The 23,017-nt window shown below is 61.9% G+C and carries 23 protein-coding genes and 1 tRNA gene; 10 read left to right on the forward strand and 14 right to left on the reverse strand.

The window, feature by feature from the left end; genetic code table 11:
- From recO to ACQY6C_RS13375, 4 genes are all read right to left on the reverse strand, one after another.
- Positions 1-380, reverse strand: a 380-nt coding sequence (gene recO, locus ACQY6C_RS13360; RefSeq protein WP_427969534.1) for a DNA repair protein RecO, incomplete at its 3' end; no start/stop codon positions are given.
- Positions 381-394: 14 nt separating this feature from the next.
- Positions 395-640 carry an accessory factor UbiK family protein gene (locus ACQY6C_RS13365; protein ID WP_427969536.1) on the reverse strand — a complete coding sequence of 82 codons (246 nt, stop codon included), beginning with the start codon at positions 638-640 and terminating at the stop codon, positions 395-397.
- A 43-nt stretch (positions 641-683) separates the two neighbouring features.
- The gene (locus ACQY6C_RS13370; protein ID WP_427969538.1) at positions 684-1,232 is read right to left on the reverse strand and encodes a TspO/MBR family protein; all 549 of its coding nucleotides are present in this window, start codon (positions 1,230-1,232) and stop codon (positions 684-686) included.
- Positions 1,233-1,362: 130 nt separating this feature from the next.
- Positions 1,363-2,100, reverse strand: coding sequence for a TlyA family RNA methyltransferase (locus tag ACQY6C_RS13375; RefSeq protein WP_427969540.1), 738 nt, complete (start codon positions 2,098-2,100; stop codon positions 1,363-1,365).
- 34 nt (positions 2,101-2,134) lie between these two features.
- Between ACQY6C_RS13375 and ACQY6C_RS13380 the strand changes: the two genes are divergently transcribed.
- The 4 genes from ACQY6C_RS13380 (at position 2,135) to ACQY6C_RS13395 (ending at position 5,894) form a co-directional block, all read left to right on the forward strand.
- Positions 2,135-2,611 carry a hypothetical protein gene (locus ACQY6C_RS13380; RefSeq protein WP_427969542.1) on the forward strand — a complete coding sequence of 159 codons (477 nt, stop codon included), beginning with the start codon at positions 2,135-2,137 and terminating at the stop codon, positions 2,609-2,611.
- 652 nt (positions 2,612-3,263) lie between these two features.
- Complete coding sequence (locus tag ACQY6C_RS13385) at positions 3,264-4,343, forward strand: branched-chain amino acid aminotransferase (protein ID WP_427969544.1); 1,080 nt, start codon at positions 3,264-3,266, stop codon at positions 4,341-4,343.
- Between the two features lie 10 nt (positions 4,344-4,353).
- Positions 4,354-5,268, forward strand: a complete 915-nt coding sequence (locus ACQY6C_RS13390) for a rhodanese-related sulfurtransferase (protein ID WP_427969546.1) — start codon at positions 4,354-4,356, stop codon at positions 5,266-5,268.
- Complete coding sequence (locus ACQY6C_RS13395) at positions 5,265-5,894, forward strand: glutathione S-transferase (RefSeq protein WP_427969548.1); 630 nt, start codon at positions 5,265-5,267, stop codon at positions 5,892-5,894. Before ACQY6C_RS13390 ends, ACQY6C_RS13395 begins: the two co-directional genes overlap by 4 nt.
- Positions 5,895-5,905: 11 nt before the next feature.
- Here ACQY6C_RS13395 and ACQY6C_RS13400 read toward each other — a convergent pair whose 3' ends face one another.
- From ACQY6C_RS13400 to ACQY6C_RS13420, 5 genes are all read right to left on the reverse strand, one after another.
- Entirely contained in the window at positions 5,906-7,258 is a 1,353-nt protein-coding gene (locus tag ACQY6C_RS13400) for an MFS transporter (RefSeq protein WP_427969550.1), read from the reverse strand.
- Between the two features lie 132 nt (positions 7,259-7,390).
- Entirely contained in the window at positions 7,391-8,098 is a 708-nt protein-coding gene (locus ACQY6C_RS13405; protein WP_427969552.1) for a hypothetical protein, read from the reverse strand.
- Positions 8,095-8,703, reverse strand: coding sequence for a hypothetical protein (locus tag ACQY6C_RS13410; RefSeq protein WP_427969554.1), 609 nt, complete (start codon positions 8,701-8,703; stop codon positions 8,095-8,097). The genes ACQY6C_RS13405 and ACQY6C_RS13410 overlap by 4 nt, the downstream gene beginning before the upstream one ends.
- Before the next feature lie 117 nt (positions 8,704-8,820).
- Entirely contained in the window at positions 8,821-9,708 is an 888-nt protein-coding gene (locus tag ACQY6C_RS13415) for a DMT family transporter (protein ID WP_427969556.1), read from the reverse strand.
- A gap of 6 nt (positions 9,709-9,714) precedes the next feature.
- Positions 9,715-11,778: an NAD(+) synthase gene (locus ACQY6C_RS13420; RefSeq protein ID WP_427969593.1), complete on the reverse strand. Its 2,064-nt coding sequence runs from the start codon at positions 11,776-11,778 to the stop codon at positions 9,715-9,717.
- Between the two features lie 406 nt (positions 11,779-12,184).
- Between ACQY6C_RS13420 and ACQY6C_RS13425 the strand changes: the two genes are divergently transcribed.
- Positions 12,185-12,259: transfer RNA gene (locus ACQY6C_RS13425), tRNA-Gln, on the forward strand.
- Between the two features lie 15 nt (positions 12,260-12,274).
- On the opposite strand, the gene ACQY6C_RS13430 is transcribed toward ACQY6C_RS13425, so the two are convergent.
- From ACQY6C_RS13430 to ACQY6C_RS13450, 5 genes are all read right to left on the reverse strand, one after another.
- The gene (locus ACQY6C_RS13430) at positions 12,275-12,946 is read right to left on the reverse strand and encodes a retropepsin-like aspartic protease family protein (protein WP_427969558.1); all 672 of its coding nucleotides are present in this window, start codon (positions 12,944-12,946) and stop codon (positions 12,275-12,277) included.
- Positions 12,947-13,004: 58 nt separating this feature from the next.
- A complete protein-coding gene (gene egtD / locus ACQY6C_RS13435) occupies positions 13,005-13,991 on the reverse strand; it encodes an L-histidine N(alpha)-methyltransferase (protein ID WP_427969560.1) in 987 nt (328 codons plus the stop codon).
- Between the two features lie 4 nt (positions 13,992-13,995).
- Positions 13,996-15,249, reverse strand: coding sequence for an ergothioneine biosynthesis protein EgtB (egtB, locus tag ACQY6C_RS13440; RefSeq protein ID WP_427969562.1), 1,254 nt, complete (start codon positions 15,247-15,249; stop codon positions 13,996-13,998).
- 160 nt (positions 15,250-15,409) lie between these two features.
- Positions 15,410-16,783 carry a class II 3-deoxy-7-phosphoheptulonate synthase gene (locus ACQY6C_RS13445; protein ID WP_427969564.1) on the reverse strand — a complete coding sequence of 458 codons (1,374 nt, stop codon included), beginning with the start codon at positions 16,781-16,783 and terminating at the stop codon, positions 15,410-15,412.
- A gap of 118 nt (positions 16,784-16,901) precedes the next feature.
- On the reverse strand, positions 16,902-19,856 hold the full coding sequence (locus tag ACQY6C_RS13450; RefSeq protein ID WP_427969566.1) for a M16 family metallopeptidase: 2,955 nt from the start codon (positions 19,854-19,856) through the stop codon (positions 16,902-16,904).
- A gap of 96 nt (positions 19,857-19,952) precedes the next feature.
- On the opposite strand from ACQY6C_RS13450, the gene ACQY6C_RS13455 reads away from it, so the two are divergent.
- The 5 genes from ACQY6C_RS13455 (at position 19,953) to ACQY6C_RS13475 (ending at position 22,972) form a co-directional block, all read left to right on the forward strand.
- The gene (locus ACQY6C_RS13455; RefSeq protein WP_427969595.1) at positions 19,953-20,531 is read left to right on the forward strand and encodes a NifU family protein; all 579 of its coding nucleotides are present in this window, start codon (positions 19,953-19,955) and stop codon (positions 20,529-20,531) included.
- A 24-nt stretch (positions 20,532-20,555) separates the two neighbouring features.
- A complete protein-coding gene (locus tag ACQY6C_RS13460) occupies positions 20,556-21,164 on the forward strand; it encodes a malonic semialdehyde reductase (RefSeq protein WP_427969568.1) in 609 nt (202 codons plus the stop codon).
- Between the two features lie 59 nt (positions 21,165-21,223).
- Positions 21,224-21,838 carry a tRNA (adenosine(37)-N6)-threonylcarbamoyltransferase complex dimerization subunit type 1 TsaB gene (tsaB, locus tag ACQY6C_RS13465; protein WP_427969570.1) on the forward strand — a complete coding sequence of 205 codons (615 nt, stop codon included), beginning with the start codon at positions 21,224-21,226 and terminating at the stop codon, positions 21,836-21,838.
- Positions 21,838-22,299, forward strand: coding sequence for a GNAT family N-acetyltransferase (locus ACQY6C_RS13470; RefSeq protein ID WP_427969572.1), 462 nt, complete (start codon positions 21,838-21,840; stop codon positions 22,297-22,299). The genes tsaB and ACQY6C_RS13470 overlap by 1 nt, the downstream gene beginning before the upstream one ends.
- Positions 22,300-22,531: 232 nt before the next feature.
- Positions 22,532-22,972, forward strand: coding sequence for a MucR family transcriptional regulator (locus ACQY6C_RS13475; RefSeq protein ID WP_427969574.1), 441 nt, complete (start codon positions 22,532-22,534; stop codon positions 22,970-22,972).
- The last annotated feature ends 45 nt before the right edge of the window (positions 22,973-23,017 follow it).

Consider the following 23,017-nt stretch of genomic DNA (forward strand, 5'->3'; position numbering starts at 1 on the left):
GCCGATGGCGCCTGACAGACGGCAGAGAGCAGCGCATCAAGCGCGTGATAGAGCGCGGGATAGGGATTGCGTTCGGGCAGAGCGGTGGCAGTAAGCGCGCAGGCCCAGCCAATCGCGGCGGCGGGAAGCGGCTCCGTCATCCACTGGCCACGGCTTTCGACCAGCTCCAGCTTTGCGAAAGGCAGCTGGCTTTCGGACCTGGCGCGCAGTTCCACTTCCACGCGGTTGCCCGGTATCATTACGGGCCTGAGCTGCCGCCCCCTCCCGCCCGCAACATAGCCCGCTATGAGGCCATGCTCCTGTGTCAGCAGGCGCGCAATGGCCGCCGTCTCGCCATGGTGGCGCGATGCGATAAGTATGGCAGGAGCGCGCAGCTGCATGGGCAGCCCGCCGCTTACGTCAGCTTCGATTCCAGCTCGGCGATACGTTCCTTGAGCGCTTCATTTTCCTCACGCGCCCTGGCAGCCATCAGCTTGACCGTTTCGAACTCTTCCCGGCTGACGAAATCCATCCCGCCCAGCGCTTCCTTCATCCGTTCACGCGCGCTTTCACGCGCTTCGCGGGTCATGCCGGCGAAAGTACCGGCGGCACTGTTCGCCAGCTTGGCGAAATCGGAGATGAGAGGGTTCTTGCTTTGCATATTCGCTATTTGGAGATGCTCCACCCCAAGGGCAAGCGCGAACTTACAATTCGATCCGTTGAGTCGCGCCGCTGGTGGAAGATTGCCCCCCATCGGGATTGAGCTGCAGGAACTGGAAGTTCAGCAGCGTGGCGAACAGCAACCATGCCAGGTAGGGCAGCAGCATCAGGCCAGCCGAACGTCTTACGCGCCAGAAGGCCCATAGCAGGGCAAGCAAAGTCACATCGGCCAGGCCTATGACGATCAACCCGCCCTGAATGTCCTGATTGCCGAAGAACACCGGCGTCCACGCCATATTCAGCAGAAAATGCAGCACAAACAGCCCGATCGCGATGCCGCGACCACGCGCGCCCCAGGCGCTGCAGACCATCGCCAGCGCCAGCCCGATCATGATGAAGAGTATTGGCCAGACAATCCTGAACACGATCGGCTCGGGATTGAACTCCGGCTTGACCAGGTCCTGATACCAGTAACTTTCGGGGCTACCGAGTTGAGCCGACAGAAACCCGAGCAGCAAAATCAGCGGAACTGTAAAAAGCGACCAGCGAATGAAACTCGCCCTGAGCTGTTCGCGTGACGCAATTACGTTCATCAATTTCCCTCGCGCTGGTTGTTAGCCGATTCGCTTTATCGGTTAATTGACCGCGCGACGCACGCCGCGCAAGGGGGCGGCAATTCCGAGTACCGATACAGGACAGGCCGATCTTGTGGGAAAAACGGATTCAGCCGCGTGTGGCGCTGACGAGAAATTCGACATTGCCTTCAGGGCCCTTGATCGGACTTTCCACGATTCCCTCGACCTGCCAGCCGCCAATCTCCAGCCATTCGCGCACTTCATCGCAGACGCGCCGGTGCAGCGCCGGGTCGCGCACCACCCCGCCCTTGCCCACTTCCTCTCGCCCCACTTCGAACTGCGGCTTTATCAGCGCGACCAATCGGCACTGCGGCGCAGCCAGTTCAAGCGGGCGCTCGAGCACCTTGGCAAGGCCGATAAAGCTCGCATCGCACACAACCCAGTTGCAGGGCCGATCGATCTGTTCCGTGGTGAGGATTCGCGCGCTGGTTTGCTCAAGCACGGTCACGCGGTCATCCTGCCGCAGTTTCCACGCGAGTTGGTTGGTCCCGCTATCGACCGCAAAGACATGCCCTGCGCCCTTTTGCAGCAGCACATCGGTGAAACCGCCGGTCGAACTGCCGATATCCATCGCCACTGCGCCCGCCGGATCGAGCCCAAAATGCTCGATCGCATGAGCGAGCTTGATCCCGCCGCGGCTGACCCAGGGGTGGTCGCGCCCGCGCACGTCCAGCGGAGCGTCTTCGGGAAGCTGATGGCCCGGTTTGGCAAGCTTCGTCTCGCCGGAAAAGACCAGACCGGCCATGATCAGCGCCTGCGCGCGTGCCCGGCTCTCCACCAGGCCACGTTCAACTAACATCTGGTCGATACGGCGTTTCTTGCTCATGGACGAGCAAGGCGTTAGCGCGCATTAGAGCCTCATGAAACCAGTCATTGCATATCTATCCGGCGCGCTGGCATTGAGCATGGCGGTCGCGACCTCAGCCGCAGCCCAGCCCGTAGCGCATGAGAACTATCTCGATGCCCCTCAGACACCGGGCGACTGGAGCTATGGCAGCGAGTCGAGTGAAACACTCGCCATGTTCGGCGACAAGGGCCCGGACCATCTCGTGGTCATGCGGTGCGACCGCAAGACGCGCGTTGTGGGAATCGCTCGCCGCAGTGACGCAACTCGTTCGCTCATGATGCGCATCCGCACCGAGACGACAGACCGCATCCTCACTGCAAATCCCGTGGCTGGCCGCACGCTCGTTTCCGCCTTCCTTCCGGCAAGCGATCCGCTGCTCGACGCCATGGCAATTTCCAAAGGACGCATTGCGATCGAGGTAGAGGGCATGCCCGCGCTCTATGTGCCTTCCTGGGTGGAGATCACCCGGGTGATCGAGGATTGCAGGTGATTTGTTTCGCCTCAAGCGCCAACGCTCGCAGATGCGAATGCGAAATATAAAAATGCCCGCGAAATCGATCTTCGATCTCACGGGCCACAAGAAACTATTCTGACGTGGGATAAGTTTTTTTCAAGCCTTGTTTTTGCAGCGCAGACGAATCAGATTGTACTCAAGATCAGCGGCGAAACGCGGTCTTTACCCCGGAGACGGGGACTTTGGCTCTAACAGCGCGAAAGGAGGTGATCCGATGTCTCATGGTTCAGCAGAGAGGTCGGCAAGTTTCCGCGCGGGGCACTATCGGTAACATCCACTACCCTTAGAGGCTTCGTGAGCGGCACTTCCCGCCGCTGACCATGAAAGGGCGATCCTCCGACGGGCTGGATCGCCCTTTTCATTTATTTGTCGAGCCTCAAGCGCCAGCGCTCACTTCCGTTCGCTTGGCTTCCGGCCTGACCGCCGTCGCGCAGTCGCGCTCTGGCTGCGGCGACCTAGTGGCAGGCGCGTGAAACGGCGAGCGAACAGCAAGCCGCAAGGGCAACCGCCCGTCGCGCCTTATTGCGCGGAAGCCATGTAGCGCGGATGGGCTGCGCCCGGCGCTTGAGGGCGTAGACAGGTGACTCTCGCTTGCGGAAAACGGGAACACATATTACGCGCGCACCCCATGCAGTTCGAGAAAATCACCCACCCCGCCCCGATGGACGCTGCCGCGCGCGACGAAGCGTTGAAGAACCCCGGTTTCGGAACGCTATTCTCCGATCACATGGTCACGATCGAATATGACGAAGCGAAAGGCGGCTGGCACGCGGCCAAAGTGGGCCCGCGCGAACCGTTGACGCTCGATCCGGCGGCCAGCGTGCTCCATTATGCGCAGGAAATCTTCGAAGGGCTGAAAGCCTACAAGCAGGTCGATGGCGGTCTTGCGCTGTTCCGGCCCGAAGAGAATGCGCGCCGCTTCAATGCATCGGCTGAGCGGCTGGCCATGCCCGCCCTGCCCGAAGAACTGTTCATCGAATCGGTCAAGCTGCTGGTCGATACCGACAAGGACTGGTTCCCGACCGTCGAAGGCGGCTCGCTCTACCTGCGGCCGTTCATGATCGCGACCGAGGCCTTCCTGGGCGTGCGACCGGCCAAGCAGTATAAATACCTCGTGATCGCCAGCCCGGCAGGCAGCTATTTCAAGGGCGGCGCCAAGGCGGTGAGCATCTGGATCTCCGAATATACCCGCGCGGCCCCAGGCGGCACCGGCGCGGCCAAATGCGGCGGCAATTACGCCGCCAGCCTGGTCCCGACCGGCAAGGCATTCGCGCAGGGGCATGACCAGGTTCTGTTCCTCGACGCCGCCGAGCACAAATGGGTTGAGGAACTGGGCGGCATGAACCTGTTCTTCGTGTTCGATGACGGACGGGTCATCACCCCGCCGCTGACCGGCACGATCCTGCCCGGCATCACTCGCAACAGCCTCATCACCCTGCTGCGCGAAGAGGGGCTGGAGGTGAGCGAGGAAATGTATTCGATCGACCAGTGGCGCGAGGACGCGGCGAGCGGCAGGCTGATCGAGACCATGGCCTGCGGCACCGCCGCTGTCGTGACTCCGGTTGGTAAGGTGGCCGGCCCCGATGGCGAGTTCACCATTGGCGCGGGCGGCCCCGGCCAGCTCACCATGAAAATCCGCGAAAAGCTCGTCGGCATCCAGAAGGGCGCTGTCGAAGACACCCATGACTGGGTGATGAAGCTGGATTAAGGAACTCGAGATGCCCGTCACCGTCGCGGCGCTCTATCAATTCACGCCGTTCGAGGATCACGTCGCGCTGCGCGAACCGCTGCTTGCGCTGTGCGAGGAAGTCGGCACCAAGGGCACACTGCTGCTCGCCAGCGAAGGGATCAACGGCACCATTGCGGGCAGCGAGAATGCCATCGCACAAGTGCTGGCGCATATCCGCGCCCTGCCCGGTTGCGCCGGGCTGGAGGTCAAGTTCTCGCATGCCGAGACTATGCCTTTCCACCGGATGAAAGTGCGGCTGAAGCGCGAGATCGTGACCATGGGCGAGCCGGATATCGATCCGCTTGCAAGCGTGGGCCGCTATGTCGATCCGCATGACTGGAACGCGCTGATTTCCGACCCTGACACGGTCGTGATCGACACGCGCAACGATTACGAAGTGGCGACCGGCACCTTTCGCGGCGCGGTGGATCCGCACACCAAGAGTTTCCGCGAATTTCCCGAATGGTTCCGCGCCCATCGCGACGAGCTGCTCGAAGGCCACAAGAAGGTGGCGATGTTCTGTACCGGCGGGATTCGCTGCGAGAAATCGACCAGCTTCCTGCGCAAGGAGGGGATCGAGGAAGTCTATCACCTCAAGGGCGGCATCCTGAAATATCTTGAAGAGATGCCGCAGGAAGAAAGCCTGTGGGACGGCGAATGCTTCGTTTTCGACGAGCGCGTGACCGTGCGGCATGGACTGGAGCCGGGCGATTACGATCTGTGCCGCGCCTGCCGCCGCCCGATCAGCGAGGAAGACAAGGCCTCACCCGCCTATGTCGAAGGCATCTCTTGCCCGCATTGCATTGATGAGCGCGACGAGGTGCAACGCGCCCGCTATGCCGAGCGCCAGCGCCAAAGAGAACTGGCACGCAAGCGCGACGCCGCACATTCTCAGGGGAAATGACCGGGCTTCCGATCCTCTACAGCTTTCGCCGGTGCCCCTATGCGATGCGCGCGCGCATGGCGCTATGGATCAGCGGCACGAGCTGCGAACTGCGCGAAGTCAAGCTGGCCGACAAGCCGCCCGAACTCTCCGAAGCCTCTGAAAAATCGACGGTTCCTGTGCTCGTCTTGCCCAGTGGAACGGTGATCGACGAGAGCATCGACATCATGCGCTGGGCCCTGGCGCAGAACGATCCCGAAGGCTGGCTCGCGGGCGACGAGCACGCGCTGATCGAGCGCAATGACGGCCCGTTCAAGCACCATCTCGACCGCTACAAATACTCCACCCGGCATGGCAGCAATGCGGAGGAGCACCGTGCGGCAGGCCTCGAAGTCCTGCGCGATCTGGACGTGCGGCTAAGCAACCAGCCGCAGCTTTGCGGCGAACATCGCACGCTGGCCGACATGGCGACCTTTCCCTTCGTGCGGCAATTTGCCAATGCCGACCGGGCCTGGTTCGATGCACAATGCCTGCCGCATGTGCAGCGCTGGCTCGCGAGCCATCTTGAGTCCGATCTCTTTGCCGCCGTGATGGGCAAATACGTGCCGTGGAAGCATGGCGATGAAACCGTGCTGTTCGGAGCTTAATTCAGCAAACTCTAGTCGATCCGAGGGCTCACGCTCTCGCCTTGCGCCAGCTTGGCCGCGACTGCCTCGTAATGCTCAGGCCGGCGCGGATATCTGGCCGTAAGCAGGAGTATCAATGCCATCAGCATTCCCGAGCCAACCACGAGGAAGATCGAAGGCAGTCCCCCCAGGGAATCAATCCGGCTCAACATGAAAGCGCCAAAGGTGATCCCGAAATTGGAGAGCGCCATATAGATTGTAAACTGCGTTGCGGCGACGCGCGTGTCGCATAGTCGCATCGAGATGGGCTGGATCGAAACCGTCAGCAACATATCAAGCGAAATCCAGCAATAGACGAAAGCGATGAACAGACGGGTATCGTCCCAATAGGGAACCAATGCGTACATCGTTGCTACCATGGCAAGCTGGAACAGCAGCCAGCCAATTCCCGTTCGTTTCGCGCCATAGCGGTCCCCCAGCCAGCCACCCAATGTCAGGCACAGGATTCCTGCGACAATTCCGGCAGGGGCCGTCAACGAAGATATCTCCGCCTCGTTCCACCCCAGATAATTGGATCCGATCAGCGGCGTCGCACCGCTCATCCCACCATAAAGCATGCCGCGACCGAACAGCACCGGGACCCAGAGGATACTTTGAGCTTTGGCCAGAGAGCTGAACGTGCTTTTCAGGATCGGCCACCAGGAGTTTGCCTGCAGGTCGAGATTGCGTTCATGTGCCGCGCCCTTGCTCCAAGGCAGGCGGCGTTCTCCAACGCGTTCCTTGAACAACACTATGTAGAGGCACAGCAGCGCAACGAGCGCGGCAACGATGCCAAAGGCAGCAGGTGCGCCATAAGTTCCAATGACCGAGCCGGTCAGCGCCGTTGCCGATGCGATTCCGATTGATTGGCCCCCAAACATCATGCCACTCCCACGAGCGCGCTCGTCCTCAGGCATAATGTCAACGGCAAGACCATCGACGGCCACGTCCTGGAACGTCGTCGCCATGTTCACGGCGAAACCGATACCTCCAAGAACTGCGACATCGGAAACGCCCGGATTGATAACCATCGCGGCCAAAAGGAAAGCGATCATCGCGCCTTGCGCGCCCAACAGCCATACCCGCCGCCGCCCCATCGGCAGGAAGGTATAGCGGTCCATGAAAAAGCCGTTGATGAACTTGAGCGTCCAGGGAAGCGCGGTAAGCGCCAGGACCGAGCCAACATCCTGAGCCGGGGCGCCGTTCGCAGCCATCCATGCCGGAATAGCAAACCAGAACAGCCCTATGGGCAGCCCTTGACCGACATAGAGGATGAATAGCGTGAACAGGCGCAGCGATCTGCTCTGTGCGAGCACAAGCCCGCTTTGCTGCATCGTCGTCGCCACCCAGCCCCCCTGTCCGCGCCGATGCGCAGGTTGGTCGCGACCCACATTGCAATTGTGGCCTACCCCGCAATGGATGACAAGTGTGCCGCGCCGCCGTGGGAAAATGGCTGCCCGAAAACAGCCCGCCAGCTCTCAGTTTTCGCGCTTCTCGATCGGCATCACATTGTATTCGATGGCCTCGTCCTGGCTGAGGCAATAGCGCGTGCCCTTCAGCCGCTCGCCGCTGGTGGCGCTCTGCTGGTACATGATCTCCGTCAGCAGCTTGCGGCTCACACCCATGCGGATGAGGAAGTCATTGTCTTCGCTCGCCAAAAGTGCAGAGCTCTGTTCGATATCTCCGATCAGATGGACGGTGTCCTTGGTTCCGCCCTCGACAGCCATGTCGATCACATCGCGCTGTCCGGTGTGGGTGAACATGTGAACCATGAACACCCCGCCCTTGTCGATCTTGCGCCGGTCGCCGCCCATGAACACGAAATTGCAAGCAGAAAAACATGTCCAGCCCTTGGGTATACGCGTGAGCATGCCGGGGATGGACCGGATCACCTTGCCCGCTGCATTCCCGGCCTGCGCATCGCCGCCACGCGAGCGGAGCCAGACTTCCTCTATCAACTCGTCATCGTCGATCGCCTTCTGGAGGCGCGCAGGCAGGTTGTAATCGATCATCCCCTCGGCCAGCAGGACCCGCTTGCCATCGCGCTCGACCGGCGTCAGCGTCATCTTGGTTGGCGGTCCCCAATCAGGCTCTGCCGGGCAAGTCGGGTTCTCCGGGTCGAGCTTGGCCCCTGTACTCAGCGCCAGCACGCCAGCCAGCGTCGCGAGGCGTGCGACCCGATTCATGCCACTATCGAGTAGCGCCGCGATCCGGGCGGACGGCACATGCGCTTGTCGGCCTTGGTTTCTTCGCCCCGGACGATAATTACGTCCGTGACGGTGATGCAGTCCAACTCGCCGCGCGTCTTCTCTCGCCCAGTCACGGTGCTGGTGCCGCTCACGTCCTCACGCGTCTCGGATTTCCATGAGGCGGAGGAACCTACCGCCGGTATCACGGCCTCATCCTCGCCTTCGCCTGCATATTGATCGCTGCGCGTGGCCCGCAAAGTGGCATCGGCGGCCTGCGCCTGCTCCTCGGGGTCCAATCGGCAGGCGATGCTCTCGGATAGCTGATCGGAATAGGTCGAGACGGGAACCCAGCGGCTCACCCCGCTCTTGTAGGCCGCACTGCGCGCCGTTCGTCCAAAGATTCCGCCCAGCACGCGGCTGCCGGCGGATTTCTTCTTGCCTTCGTCGCATCCTTCATCGCTCGCCTGAGCATCGTTGACGACATTCTGGACGTCGCGTGGGATCAGCCCGCCAAGCTGGGCGTGCGCGGGCACGAGCGGGTATGCCGTGACCATCATGCTCGTAGCGATCAAGATGCCAATCATGGCTCTCAATCTGGCCATGTTCGTTCTCCCTTTGCGCGCTGGCAAACTATCCTTTCGCCCTGCTCATTACTACCTCGGCTTCGCAACTAATTGTCGGGAAGCGACTTTTGTGCACCGGCGAACAGGGCTGCGAATCTAAATGCGTGGCCGGACCAGCAAGGGCTTGAACATAGTGCGGCTGGGCCGAAGGACGATGATCGCCACGCCTGCGATAGCCAGCGCGCCGCCTGCCAGCAGCGGCCAGCCGATCGGGTCGCCGGTGATGAATGCGCCCATTGCGATCGTCAGCAGCGGAGTAAGTAGCGTCAGCGGCACGACAAGATTTGCATCCTCGCGCTGCAGTATCTTGTAATAGGCCGTGTGGGCGCCGATCGAGACGACGATGGCCGCAAACAGGAGCGCTGCGCCGGTTTCCAGCGGTGCAGCCTCGACCGCTTGCCGCTGCCCCTGCTCCATGGTGAATGTTAGCGGCAGTAGCACGGCGGCAGAGGCGACCCCTGCCCAGGCCTGCATGTCGAGCGCGCGAATCTCTATCCGCTTGAAGAATACCGCTCCCAATGCCCCAAGCACCGCAGCAGCGAAGATCAGCAACAGCCCGCTTGCGGCACCCTCCGCCGATGGAGACCCGATGGCGATGCCTACCCCCGCCAGCGTTAGCGCAATACCGATCGATCTGCGCCACTTGATCCGCTCACCCAGGAAGACGATCGCGAACAAGACGGTCATCGGAGCGCCCGACAGGTTGACGATGCCCGCTGCGGACGGGCTGGCCGTCTTCAGACCCATGAACAGTAGCGCGAAGGAGCCACCCCCGATCGCCAGTCCCACCAACAGCACCTGCGGCAATTTTGGCGGAATACGCCGCAACACCGGTGCCAGTGCGAGCACGACCAGCAGCGATCGCATTAGCGCGTAGAACAGCGGCGGCACGCCGAGATCGGTCACAACCAGCTTGCTCACCACGATATTTGCCGCCCACATCAGGTTGCACAGGAGCAGCACAAGGACGGTTCCGAAACGCATGGTGCGCTAGCCCAAATCCGGAAGCGACTGTTTGAGGTCTTCGAGCCACACATCGGCGACCGCGTCGCTGGGCGCGCGCCAGTCTCCCCGCGGGCTCAATGCCCCGCCCGCGCTGACCTTCGGCCCATTGGGAATCGCGCTGCGCTTGAACTGGCTGAAAGCGAAGAAACGCCTGAGGAAGCTCTCCAGCCAATGTGCGATGGTTGGAAGTGCGTATGCGGTCTTCTCGTCCTCCGGGAAACTCGCCGGCCACAGGCCCGCATCGGCATCCTTCCACGCATGCCAGGCGAGAAAGGCGATCTTGCTCGGCCGCTGGCCCCAGCGGATCGTGTGGTGGAGAAAGAAATCGTTGAGCTCGTAAGGGCCGATGATGCTTTCCGTGCTTTGCATCTGGCCTTCTGCATCCGCTGGCACAAGTTCGGGCGAAATCTCCGTATCGAGGATCGACAGCAGGACCTTGTCGGTCGCGGGGTCGAACTGTTCGGTACCGACTGCCCAACGGATCAGGTACTGGATCAGGGTCTTGGGCACGCCGCTGTTGACGGCGTAATGGCTCATCTGGTCGCCCACGCCATAGGTGCACCAGCCCAGCGCCAGCTCGCTCAGATCGCCCGTCCCGATCACGAAGCCGGAATGCTGCCCCGCCAGCCGGAACAGATAATCCGTCCGCAGCCCGGCCTGCACATTCTCGAATGTCACGTCATAGGCAGGCTCGCCATCGGCAAAGGGATGCTCCATGTCTTCCAGCATGCGTTGCGCCGCCGGGCGAATGTCGATTTCGTCGGCCATAATGCCGAGTGCTTCCATCAGCTTCCAGGCGTTCGACTTGGTATGATCGGAGGTGCCGAAGCCGGGCATGGTGTAGCCGCGAATGGCGGTGCGCGGCAGGCCCAGCCGGTCGCAACACTTGGCCGCGACAATCAGCGCATGGGTCGAATCCAGCCCTCCCGAAACACCGATCACCATGCATTTGGCATGGGTCGCCTCAAGCCGCCGCATCAGCCCGTCGACCTGGATGTTGAACGCCTCGTAGCAATCCTCGTCCAGCTTGTGCTGGCGGTTGGGCACGAAGGGAAAGCGGCGGATGGGACGGACCAACCCGCGATCGCCCTCGCCATGTCCGAGCGCGAAGGAGATGGTGCGGAACGTCTCTTCGGGTCGCCCCGCCGCCTCTGCCGCATCGTTGAAAGTCTGCATCCGGTGGCGTTCGGCCAGCACGCGTTCGCAATCGACATCGGCAATGCACAGTTCGGCGTCCATGCTGAAGCGCTCGCTCTCCGCCAGCAGATCGCCCAGCTCGTAGATCATGCCCTGCCCGTCCCAGGCGAGATCGGTGGTGCTTTCACCGTGCCCGCTGGCCGAATAGACATAGGCGCAAACCGAACGCGCAGAATGCGCGCGGGCGAGCAAGTGCCGCTCGTCAGACTTGCCGATCGTGATGTTCGAGGCAGAGAGATTCGCCACCAAAGTCGCCCCCGCCAGCGTTCCCATGGTGGATGGCGGCGTAGGCGACCAGTAATCCTCGCAAATCTCCACGAACAGCTTGAAGCCGGGAAGGTTCTCGGCGGCGAAAATCAGGTCCGTGCCGAAGGGCACTTGCGCGCCGTTCGCGCGGATCGTCTGTCCCTGGATATTTCGGCCATGCGCGAACCAGCGCTTTTCGTAATATTCGCGGTAGTTGGGCAGGAAGCTCTTGGGGATCACGCCCAGCAGGCGCCCACCCGCAATCACCAGCGCGCAATTATAGACCCGCCCGTTGTGCCGCAGCGGCGCCCCCACCAGCAGCGCTGGCGCGAGCTCATTGCTCGCCGCAACCACCTCGCCCACGCCCTTTTCTGCCGCATCGAGCAGCGCCGATTGCAGGTGCAGATCGTCTAGCGAATAGGAGGAAATGCACAATTCGGGATAGACCACCAGATCCACCCCGGCATCCTGCGCGCGGCGCGCTTCGGCAATGATCCCTTCGACATTGTAGCCGACGTCGGCCGTGCGCGTCTTGGGCGTGGAGGTTGCAACGCGGGCGAAGCCGTGGCGGCGCATGTCATAAAAGGGATGCGAATGAGCGGTCATGAATTGGTTCTTTCGCGGGGAGTTCGTCGGTGATGCGGTCGGTTCCGGCGGCGCTGGTTCCAGCCAGTCGCCCGGATCGCAAATGCCCAATTCGGCGAGCTTTTTCTGGACCGGAGCGCGAGCGATCTTGCCTTTCGATTCCCAACCATAGACAGTGCGACTGGGCCAGGGATCGCCATAGCGCGCACCGAATTCCTCCGCCGAAAGCGGTGGATCATGCGCTTCTCGCCATTGGCGAATCTTGGTTCCGGCCCTGTGCATGACGTCGCAAGTATCCCAAAAGGATACTCGGTGCAAGATGTCGCGAGGCATGGCTTGAGCGATTTCTCGCAGTGCGGAGATGCAGCCCCTTCCCTTTCGCGGAAGGCGCGCTATAGGGGGCGCCCCGCCACAGCTGCGGGCCTGCTGGGGTGTAGCCAAGCGGTAAGGCACCGGTTTTTGGTACCGGCATGCGCAGGTTCGAATCCTGCCACCCCAGCCATCACACAGAACGAGCCTATTGCGGATCCAGCGTTGGCTGTGGTTCCCTCGGCACCAGGATCATCATATCCCCTTCGACCCGCCACGAAGCGAGGCGCGACAGCAGGTTCATCCCCACCACATTGGTTTCGCCCAGCGAAGGCGCGATCACCACGTCGAGCCCGCGCGCGGAGACGTTGCCGAAGCGCAGCTCGTCAGCCGTCGCGATCTGGGCGTCGACCGGCCCATTCGCGGTGCCAATGCGGATCGGAAGGCCTCCACGACGTGGCTGGAGCCCCGCATCCACCGCAAAATCACTCGACACTGCAGTCAGCGTCGCGCCGGTATCGACCAGGAAGTTTGCAGGCACGCCATTGAGTTCGGCACGGAGCCAGAAATGTCCGTCAGGGGCCATTGGAATGCGCGTCTCGCCGCCCTCCACGACCTGTTCGGGCAGGCCAAGCTGCGGCACGGCCACTTCCAGCCGAGGATCGAAGCGCGACAGCTGCAGGATGACGGTGACGAGTATGCCCGCCAGCACGATTGTACTGGCTGCCCGAAGCCATCGGCCAAGCGGTACCCTGCGACGGATCATCAGCGCACCGATCCACCCCGCCAGCATCGCGCCGAGCGCGAGCATCAGCAGCTCGCTGCGCGGGATGGCGGAAATCGCCGAGGCTGCATTATTCCAGAGGTTCTGGATCGTCATGCCGCCAATATAGGGGAGCCACGCCTACCGGTCCATGAATTGGCGCGCTTTTCTCCAGTCAGGGAGCCGAACGCGGGACCGTCGCTTCCGCCAGGATCAGCGAAAAGCGTTTCCCGCTGTCGAGCCAGCGCTCGCGCGGTGTCCACCCTCCTGCCAGCAGAAGGGTGTTCGACATGCGCCGGTCGAACTTGTGGCTATTCTCCGTATGGATCGATTCGCCCGCACGCAGAGCGAACTCCTTGCCAGCAACGGCGAAAGTCATGTCGCACTTCGCCACCAGATGCATCTCGATCCGCGCATAGTCGTCATTCCAGCGCGTTTCGTGCCGAAGCGCATCGAGCGGGATATCGCCTTCAAGTTCGCGATTGATCCGCCGCACCAGGTTGAGATTGAACTCTGCCGTAACGCCTTTCGCATCGTCATAGGCGGCGATCAGCACCGCGGGGTCCTTGATCAGGTCCATCCCGATCAACAGTTTCGAACCCTCGCCCAGTGTCGCGCGCATTTCGCGCAACAAATCGACCGAAGTGCGCGCAACCATATTGCCAATGGTGGAGCCGGGAAAGAAACCGAGTTTGGGCAGCCCGGCCACCTCGGTGGGCAGTTCCACCCTGCGCATGAAATCCGCCTCGACCGGATAGACTGGCAGCCCGGGGAAACGCTCTGCCAGCGCCGATGCCGATGCGCGCAGGAAATCGCCTGAAATGTCGAGCGGAACATAGGCCGCCGGATCGATCGCGGAAAGCAGCAGCGGCGTCTTGACCGAACTGCCCGATCCGAACTCGACCACCGCCCTGCCCGACCCGATCAGCCGCGCAAAATCTTCACTGCGCTGGGTCAGGATCTCCGTCTCGGCCCGTGTGGGGTAATATTCAGGGAGCTGTGTGATCTGTTCGAACAGAAGCGACCCCGCATCGTCATAGAACCAGCGTGCCGGAATGGCCTTTTGCGCCTGCGACAGGCCCGCCAGGACGTCTCCTCTAAAGGCGGGATCGACGCCCTCATCGTCGAGATCGACCAGAGACAGGCCGCTTTTTGCGATCATATTGTCAGTAGTCCTTTGCCAGCCGCAGCCCGGTGAATTGCCAGCGCTGATGCGGGTAGAAGAAATTGCGGTAAGAAGCGCGCGAATGGCCGCGAACCGTGGCGCAGCTCGCGCCTTTCAATACCACCTGCCCGCTCATGAACTTGCCATTGTATTCGCCCACCGCGCCCGTGGCGGCCTTGAAGCGCGGATAGGGCAGATAGGCCGAGCGGGTGAACTGCCAGCAATCGCCGAACAGATCTCCGCCGCCGCGCGGCATGGGAGCAGTGGCTGCGTCGAGTTGGTTGCCGCCGCTGGCATCGTGCGATTGCGCCAGCGCTTCCCATTCGAACTCGGTCGGAAGGCGCGCTCCGGCCCAGGTGGCGAAAGCATCGGCTTCGTAGAATGAAATATGCGTCACGGGCGCATCGGGATCGCGCGCCTGCCAGCCCTGATGGGTGAAGCACTTCTCGTCACGCCAATAGAGCGGCGCGGCGATCTGGTTCTCCCGCACCCAGGCCCATCCGTCCGACAGCCACAGCGCGGCATTGCCGTATCCGCCATCGTCGATGAACGCCTGCCACTCAGCATTGGTGACGAGCCGCTGCGACAGCGCGAATGGTTCCAGCAATACACGGTGTTGCGGACCCTCATTGTCGAATGCAAAACCCTGCCCATCGTGACCGATCAATGCGATCCCGCCCGGATGCTCAATCCAGCCATCCTCGCCCGCGACGGCGGACGCAGGTGAGCCTTCCCACATCGCCGGGCCGACTGGATTCTGGAACAGCGCGTGCTTGATGTCGGTCAGTAGCAATTCCTGGTGCTGTTGTTCATGCGCGAGGCCAAGCTGGATCAGCGGCGCGATGTCGTCGCGAGCAAGCAGGGTCTCCATCGCCGCATCGACATGGGCGCGCCACTCAAGCACTTCATCCAGTGACGGGCGCGACAGCATCCCGCGCGAAAAGCGTGCAACCCGCTCGCCTTCCGCCTCGTAATAGGAATTGAACAGGAACGGCCAGCTCTCGTCATACAGCCTGTAGCGGGGCGCATGGTCGCGCAGCAGGAAAGTCTCCCAGAACCAGGTCGTATGCGCCAAATGCCATTTGGCAGGCGAAGCGTCTTCCATCGACTGGATCGTGGCGTCGGCATCGGAAAGCGGCGCAGCAAGCGCTTCGGTCAAGCTGCGCGTCGCCCTATAGCTCTCCGCCAGATTCGCGCCCGCTTCGCTCGCGGCGCGGGCCCTCGGTTCAGGCACGAAGCCCTCCTGCTCTCTCATTAGCAATCAGTTCGGAACATGCCCGAATCCGGTTACATATGAAAGTCATGGCCTTTTGCGTTCGGGGTATTTCACCCCGAAACGCAAGCTGCGCGGGTCGAACCGTGCGGCAAACAGACGAACCGGGCGATGGCGGCCAGTGAGCCGCCGGCGCGCCGGATCAGGCGGCGTCGGCCTGGCGTTCGTTCGCTTCGAGGTTGAGCATTTCGGCCAGCAGGAACGCGAGTTCCAGCGATTGCTCAGCATTGAGGCGCGGATCGCAATGCGTGTGATAGCGGTCGCCCAGGCGCTCATCGGTGATCGCCACCGCACCGCCGGTGCATTCGGTCACGTCCTGCCCCGTCATCTCGACATGGATGCCGCCGGCATGTGTGCCTTCCGCCCGGTGGACTTCGAAAAAGCCCTTCACCTCGTCGAGGATGCGTTCGAACGGACGTGTCTTGTAGCCGGTGCCGGTCTTGATGACATTGCCGTGCATCGGATCGCAAGACCACACCACCGGGTGCCCTTCCTGCTTCACGGCACGGACAAGGCGTGGCAGCCCTTCGCGCACCTTTTCGTGGCCGAAGCGGCTGATCAGCGTGATCCGGCCTGCTTCGCGCGCCGGATTGAGCGTATCGAGCAGGCGCAGCATGTCGTCGGTTTCGAGGCTCGGCCCGCATTTCATGCCCAACGGATTGCCGATGCCGCGGCAGAACTCGATATGCGCCGAGCCGGGGAAGCGCGTGCGATCGCCGATCCACACCATATGCGCGCTGGTGTCGTACCAGTCGCCAGTGAGCGAATCCTGCCGGGTCAGCGCCTGCTCGTAAGGCAGCAGCAGCGCTTCGTGGCTGGTGTAGAAGCTGGTCCCCTGGAGTTGGGGCACGGTCGCGGGATCGACCCCGCAGGCTTCCATGAAGTCCAGCGCCTCACCGATCCTGTCTGCAGTCTCCGCGAACTTTTCAGCCCAGGGCGTGCGCCCCATGAAATCGAGCGTCCATTGGTGGACCTGGCGCAGGTTGGCATAGCCGCCGCCCGCAAAGGCGCGCAGCAGGTTGAGCGTTGCCGCCGCCTGCGAATAGGCGCGCACCATCCGCATCGGATCGTTGCGGCGCGCTTCGGGTTCGAACTCGATCCCGTTGATATTGTCACCGAAGTAGCTCGGCAGAGTTACATCGCCCTGCGTCTCGGTCTGCGCGCTACGTGGCTTGGCGAACTGCCCCGCCATGCGGCCAACCTTCACCACCGGCCGCTTGCTGGCGAAGGTCATGACGACCGCCATCTGCAGCAGCACGCGGAATGTGTCGCGGATGTTGTTGGGATGGAACTCGGCGAAACTTTCCGCACAATCGCCGCCCTGGAGCAGAAATGCGCGTCCGCCCGCCACTTCGGCGAGGTCTTCCTTCAGCGCACGCGCTTCACCCGCGAAGACGAGCGGAGGATAGCTGGCGAGCGTCGATTCCGCCTGCGCCAGTTCCTCGGCGTCTTCATAATCCGGCAAATGCCGCGCTTCGTGGGCCTTCCAGCCTTCGGGTGTCCAGTTCTGTGCCACTTCAGGTCTCAATTCATGTCAATCGGAGCGCGCGGTTACACGCGCTGGATTAGAATTGCAAAGACTCCGGACCACAAACGGCAATCATATTACAAATGAAACCAATCGAGCAAGTCGATCAGCGGCCCAGAGCGCGCGCCGCAGACGATCCCGGACCTATTGCCGTTGCCAGCGTCTGCCCCTCCGGAATCACTGCCAACTGCCAGCCCGGCCGCGCCGCCAGATAGCGCTTGGCCAGGATTTGCATGATTTCCGGCGTGGTCTGCGAATAATCCGACAGCAAGGACCGCATGAGCTGCACTCTGCGCGGATCAAAGCTCGCACCTTCAAGGTGATAGAGCCAGAAATTGTTGCCGGTCGAAGCGCGGCTGATGAGCTGGCGTAGCGGTTCGGTTACACGCTCCAACTCGTCCTCTGTCGGAGGCGTCGCCGCAAGGTCCTGCACGATCTGCTCGGCTGCAGCGAAGAACACCGGCACGTCTTCCGGCTTGAGCTGGGCAAATGCCAGAATGGTCCCGCCCTTGCTCAAATCCTTGGGCCAGTCCGAAACGACCTGCGGCGCGTAGCTCGCCCCGGCGCGCTCGCGCATCGCATCCATCAAACGGTTGTTGAACAGCTGCGTGAGGATTTCGAGTTGGCGCGATTCGCGCAGGCTCTCAACCCCGCCGCCGCTGGGCCAGGCGATCACCGCCGCGGCCTGGTTGGCATCGCCGCGATGGGTCAGCACGGTCGTTTGGTCATCCGCTTCCGGGAAGGATGGCAAGCGTGCCGCAACATCGGCAGGGATCGGCTTGCGCGGTGCCAGTGCGCCGAATGTGCGCCGCAGCGCCTCAAGCGTGGCATCGTGATCGAATTCGCCGAACACCAGCACTTCGACGGGCCCTTGCTTCAGCAGCGGCTCCCACACCTTGCGGAATTGCTCGGGCGTGGCCGATTCCAGCATGGCCCGATCGGGCGTGGCGAAACGCGGGTCGCGATCCTTCAACAGATAGTCGAGGTCGCGGTTGAGGACACCGCCGGGACTGGTGGCAAAAGTGTCGTAAGCCAGTTCCGCTGCCGCCTTGGCGCGCTGGACCGGATTGGGGTCCCAGCGCGGCATGCCCAGCTTGGCTGCGAACAGATAGAGCTGGTCTGCCACATCTGCTGAACGCGTTTGCGCCGTGAATGTGAAGACCGCGTCCTCGATAGAGAAATCGAAGCCCATCTTGCGCCCGTTCGAAATCCGGTCGAGCTCTTCCTGCCCCAGATCGCCGATGCCCGATCCCACCAGCGCCATTTCGCCCAGCGCGACGTAGGGCGCATCCTCGGGCTTGAACGCACGATAGCCGGCTCCGAAGCGCACCTTCACCGTAACACGGCCAGGTTCTGCATCGTTGGACCACAGGATCGCGTGAACGCCATTGTCGAATTCGACCCGCTCGATGTCCGGTATGCCAGTGAGCCCCAGCGATTCGTCGGACAGAACCTTGCCCGGTTTGCCGACCGGCGGCAGATCGTCGAAGGAAATGCTGTTGGCCGCGAGACGCGCGCTGCCATCGGGTACGGCATCGGCAGCCAGTGCGGTGCGCACTGCGGCGGCATCGCCTTCACTCGCGTCCGATGTGACAAGTATTGCGCGGATTACGTCACCCTGGAGCAATTGGCGCGAGTGCTTGAGCACTTCATCCGGCGTGAAACGATCCTTCATGCCGCGGAAGACATTGAGTACCGTTTCGGGCGCGGCAACCGTCTCGCGGATATCGACCGCCTGCACGATCTGGTCGGCCAGCTTGGACCCGGCGAGGACCGTCTTCTGTTCAAGCTCGCTGGCGAATGCGATGTCGAACTCGGCCAGTTCGCGGTCGATCTCTTCCTGCGTCGGAGGGCTTGCGAGCGCATCGGCGATCACTCCGCGCACATCGGCCAAGGCGGACTGCCAATCGGCTGAAAGCGGCGCGAAGCTGATAAAAGTGGCGTCAGTGGAACGGGAAACGTCGTCTTGCGCCACTTGTGCATAGAGGAAGCTGCCGCCCGCTCGCGCACGCGCTTCCAGCCGCCGGTTGATGATCGATTGCGCGACCGCATCGAGCAGCAGGCCCTGATTGTAGACGATCGTATCGTTGACCGGTCGCCATGGGCGCATCACCGCATAGGTGAAAGTGCGCGGCATATCGGGCTCGACGATCACCGCCATTTCACCCAGCGGATTGGCAGGATCGGCGCCTTCCGGCGCTACCGGATCGCCGAAATCGGGTGCCGGAACATGCGGCCCCTTGCCCTTCCAATCGCCAAACCATTGCTCGACGAGCCGCGCCAGCTCCATCGGATCGGCATCGCCTGCGACCACGATCACTGTGTTCTCAGGCCTGTACCACCGGTCATGAAACGCCTGCAGCGCCTTGCCTGTGGCGGCGGTCAGAGTCTCGTCGGTTCCAATCGGAAGCCGCGTAGCAAGAAGCTGCCCCGCAAAGAGCGTCTGGCGCGTCTGGTCGTTGACACGCATTCCTGCCCCGCCGCGTTCGCGCTTTTCCGCCAGTACGATCGGCACTTCGGCCTTGACGTTTTCCTCGCTCAATACCGGGTCGCGCATCATGCCGGACAGAAGCTTGAAGCTTTCTTGCAGCTTGGCCGGGGTAATGCCGGGAATATCGAGCTTGTAGACCGTCTGTGTCGGGGTGGTTTCGGCATTGGTATCGCTGCCGAAGGTCGCACCCAGCCGCTGCCACGTGGGAATAGCCTCTGCAGGACCCAAATACTTGCTTTCCCGGAAACTCAAATGCTCCATTAGGTGCGCGAAACCGCGTTCGCTTTCCTTCTCGTGCAACGAACCCGCATCGATCCTCACACGGATCGATACCTGCCCTGGCGGAACACGGTTGTTTCGCACCGCATAGCGCAAGCCATTGTCGAGTTCGCCAAACAGCCAGTCCTTGTCCTGCGGCACGTCGCTGCCGCGATAGATCCACGGCGTCTCGCCATCAGTCTGGAGGCCTTGCGGAAGCGCGGGCTCTTCCTTGGCGAAGGCGGGTTGGATCGTCGCTGCCGGTGCGGCGAGCAGAATCAGGGCGCTGAATGCGCGAAGAAGCGATTTCATGGTGCGACTATAAAGGCGCAAGGTCTGAAGGGATAGTGAATGAGCGACAAGCATTGCTGCCTTGTTCTGCAAGGCCACCGCGCCTAGATCATGGCCATGTTCATAGAAACCGAAACCACCCCCAACCCCGCCAGCCTGAAGTTCCTTCCGGGCAGGCAGGTAATGACATCCGGCACACGCGAGTTTGCGACGCCCGAAGCGGCCGAAGTCAGTCCGCTGGCGCAGGCAATTTTCGACACGGGCGAAGTCGTGAATGTCTTCTTCGGCGGCGATTTCGTCTCTGTCACCGCCGCGCCCGGCGTGAGCTGGACCGATCTCAAGCCGATGGTCGTCTCGATCCTGCTGGACCATTTCGTGTCGGAGGCTCCGCTGTTTGCCGGTGGAGACGCGTCTGGCATTTCGGTTCCGGCGGAAGATGTCCTCATGGTCGAGGAAGACCCGGCCGATGCAGATATCGTAGCGCAGATCAACGAACTGCTAGAGACGCGTGTGCGCCCTGCCGTGGCAGGCGACGGCGGCGACATCGCTTATCGCGGGTTCAAGGACGGCATTGTTTATCTGACCTTGCAGGGGGCCTGTTCGGGCTGCCCGTCGAGCACCGCAACGCTCAAGCACGGAATCGAAGGCCTGCTGAAGCATTACGTGCCCGAAGTAACCGAAGTACGCGCGGCCTGACACGCCCATTTTCAAGAGATTCCGATGACCAAGCAATTCCACGACATCAAGCTGTCGGCAGACGCTCTCGACCAGATTTTCAACGAAGCGCGCAGCTATAACGGATGGCTCGACAGGCCTGTCAGCGATGAGCAGATCCAAGCAATCTACGATCTGATGAAGATGGCCCCGACATCGGCCAATATGCAGCCCGTGCGGATCGTCTGGGTCAAGTCGGATGCGCAGAAGGCGAAGCTGGCGGATTGCGCGATGGAGGGCAATCGCGCCAAGATCCTCGGCGCGCCGGTCACCGCAATCATCGGATACGACATTGACTTCCACGAGGAACTGCCCTGGCTGTTTCCGCACACCGATGCCAAGAGCTGGTTCGAGGGCGACGAGAAGGGGCGCGAGGAAGGCGCTTTCCGCAATTCCACGCTGCAGGGCGCCTATCTGATGCTCGCGGCGCGAGCGCTGGGCCTCGATTGCGGTCCGATGTCGGGCTTCGATCAGGAAGCGGTGAACACAGCTTTCTTTGCCGACGAGCCGCGCCACCGGGTCAACTTCATCTGCTCGATCGGCTATGGCGACCCATCGACCATCTTCGATCGCAGCCCGCGACCCGATTTCGACCGCTTCAACCGCATCGTCTGAGCTTGCCAAGTAGGCGGCTTGCGGGCATCGCTGTCCAGGCGAGACGACCCGGAGCTATCGTGCGAACACTGGCTATAGAATGCGCTAGCGAGGCCTGCTCGGTCGCTCTGTTCGAGGGCGCGGAGATGCTGGCGCACGACCACCGCGTTCTGGGCAGAGGCCATGCAGAGCGACTGGTCCCGATGATCGAAGCCCTGCCAGAAAAGGGCAAGGCCGATCGTATCCTCGTCTCGCGTGGACCGGGCAGCTTTACCGGCGTCAGAATCGGGATCGCAACGGCTCGCGCACTGGGTATCGCCTGGGATGCCGAAGTGCTCGGCTATCCCACGCTCGCTCTGGTTAGCGCGGTCGTGCGTGCAAGCCATCCGGGAGAGCCGGTAAGCGTCGCCATGCGCGGCGGCCATGGGGAGATTTTCGTCCAGGACTTCGACGCCTCGGGCATTCCCGAAGGCGATGTGCAGTCACTCATTCCCGAGCGGGCAGCGGAAGCAGCCCAGCACGCGCTCCTAGCAGGAACCATGGCGGAGGAATTGCAAGGGGTCCGCGGCCAAGGCATTGCAGAATCCCTCCACCCCAATGCACGCAGCGTCCTCGATCTTCCGCCCGGCCTGCTGACAAGCGACGTCAGCCCGATCTATGGCCGCGCGCCCGATGCAAAGCTGCCCGCCGCGTGATGACCAGCGACTTCATCGACCAGATCATGATGGTGATGGAGGCGGCATTCGATCCCGCCTGGGGCGAAGCCTGGAACAGACGGCAGGTCACCGACGCGCTGACGATGCCCAATACCTTCGCGCTATTGGTTGACGAGAATGGCAACATTGTCCGGCCGATGGGCTCCCCAGCGGTCGGCTTCGTGATGACCCGGAACGCTCCCGGCGAAGAAGAGCTGCTGCTGATCGCGGTCATGCCCGAACATCGCCGCAAGGGAATCGGCCGCAGGCTGATCGAACATCTCTCGACTGCTGCCCGAGGACGCGGTGCACGGCACATCTTCCTTGAAATGCGCAGCAACAATCCCGCCGAAGCGCTCTATCGCCTGGTTGGCTTCGAACCTATCGGAAGAAGGCGGGATTATTACTTGCTGGCGGACGGGCAGCGGATGGACGCGATCACCTTCGGGCTTTCGATATAGCGCGTTCGGCGACCGAGTTACGTTGCGAGAAAATCTTTTCAGTTCGGTTCCAAATTAACTCAAACTATACTGTAGCAATCCTTTGCGACCCACGAAAACGTGCCCGACCCAGGGCGATTTTAAAGAATGCAAACCCGTTTGGTCGATGCATCGCTTGCATTGACGCCCTGGCTGGTCCATTGGTTCACCGCCCGGAAAACCGGACTCTCAAAATAAAACCGACGAGGAACTCATGGAAAACATCGAACTGGACATGAAAGAGACATTGATAACGCTAGCTTCAGACATTGTTGCTGCCCACGTAAGTAACAACAATGTCGCTGTTGAAGAAGTTCCAGGCCTGATTACAAGTGTTTATGGTGCGCTCGCCAGCCTTGGGGAAGGCGCCGCGCCTGTAGAGGAACGCCCCGATCCTGCCGTCTCGATACGGTCGTCGGTCAAGAAAGAGCAGATCGTCTGCCTCGATTGCGGCAAGAAGATGAAGATGCTCAAGCGCCACCTTTCGACCGAGCATGGCATGACTCCGGACGAATACCGCGCGCGTTGGGAATTGGGGCCCGAATATCCGATGGTAGCCCCGGCCTATGCCGAAACCCGGCGTGTCCTCGCCAAGAAGATCGGCCTCGGCCGCAAACCGGGCCAGACCCGGGGTCGGCGCAAGAAAGCGGGCTGAATTCAAGCTGCGAACTTGAGAATGGCGCTCCACGCGATTATGCGT

The sequence above is a fragment of the Altererythrobacter sp. genome (assembly GCF_050299635.1).
In the GTDB taxonomy this organism is placed as follows: domain Bacteria; phylum Pseudomonadota; class Alphaproteobacteria; order Sphingomonadales; family Sphingomonadaceae; genus Erythrobacter.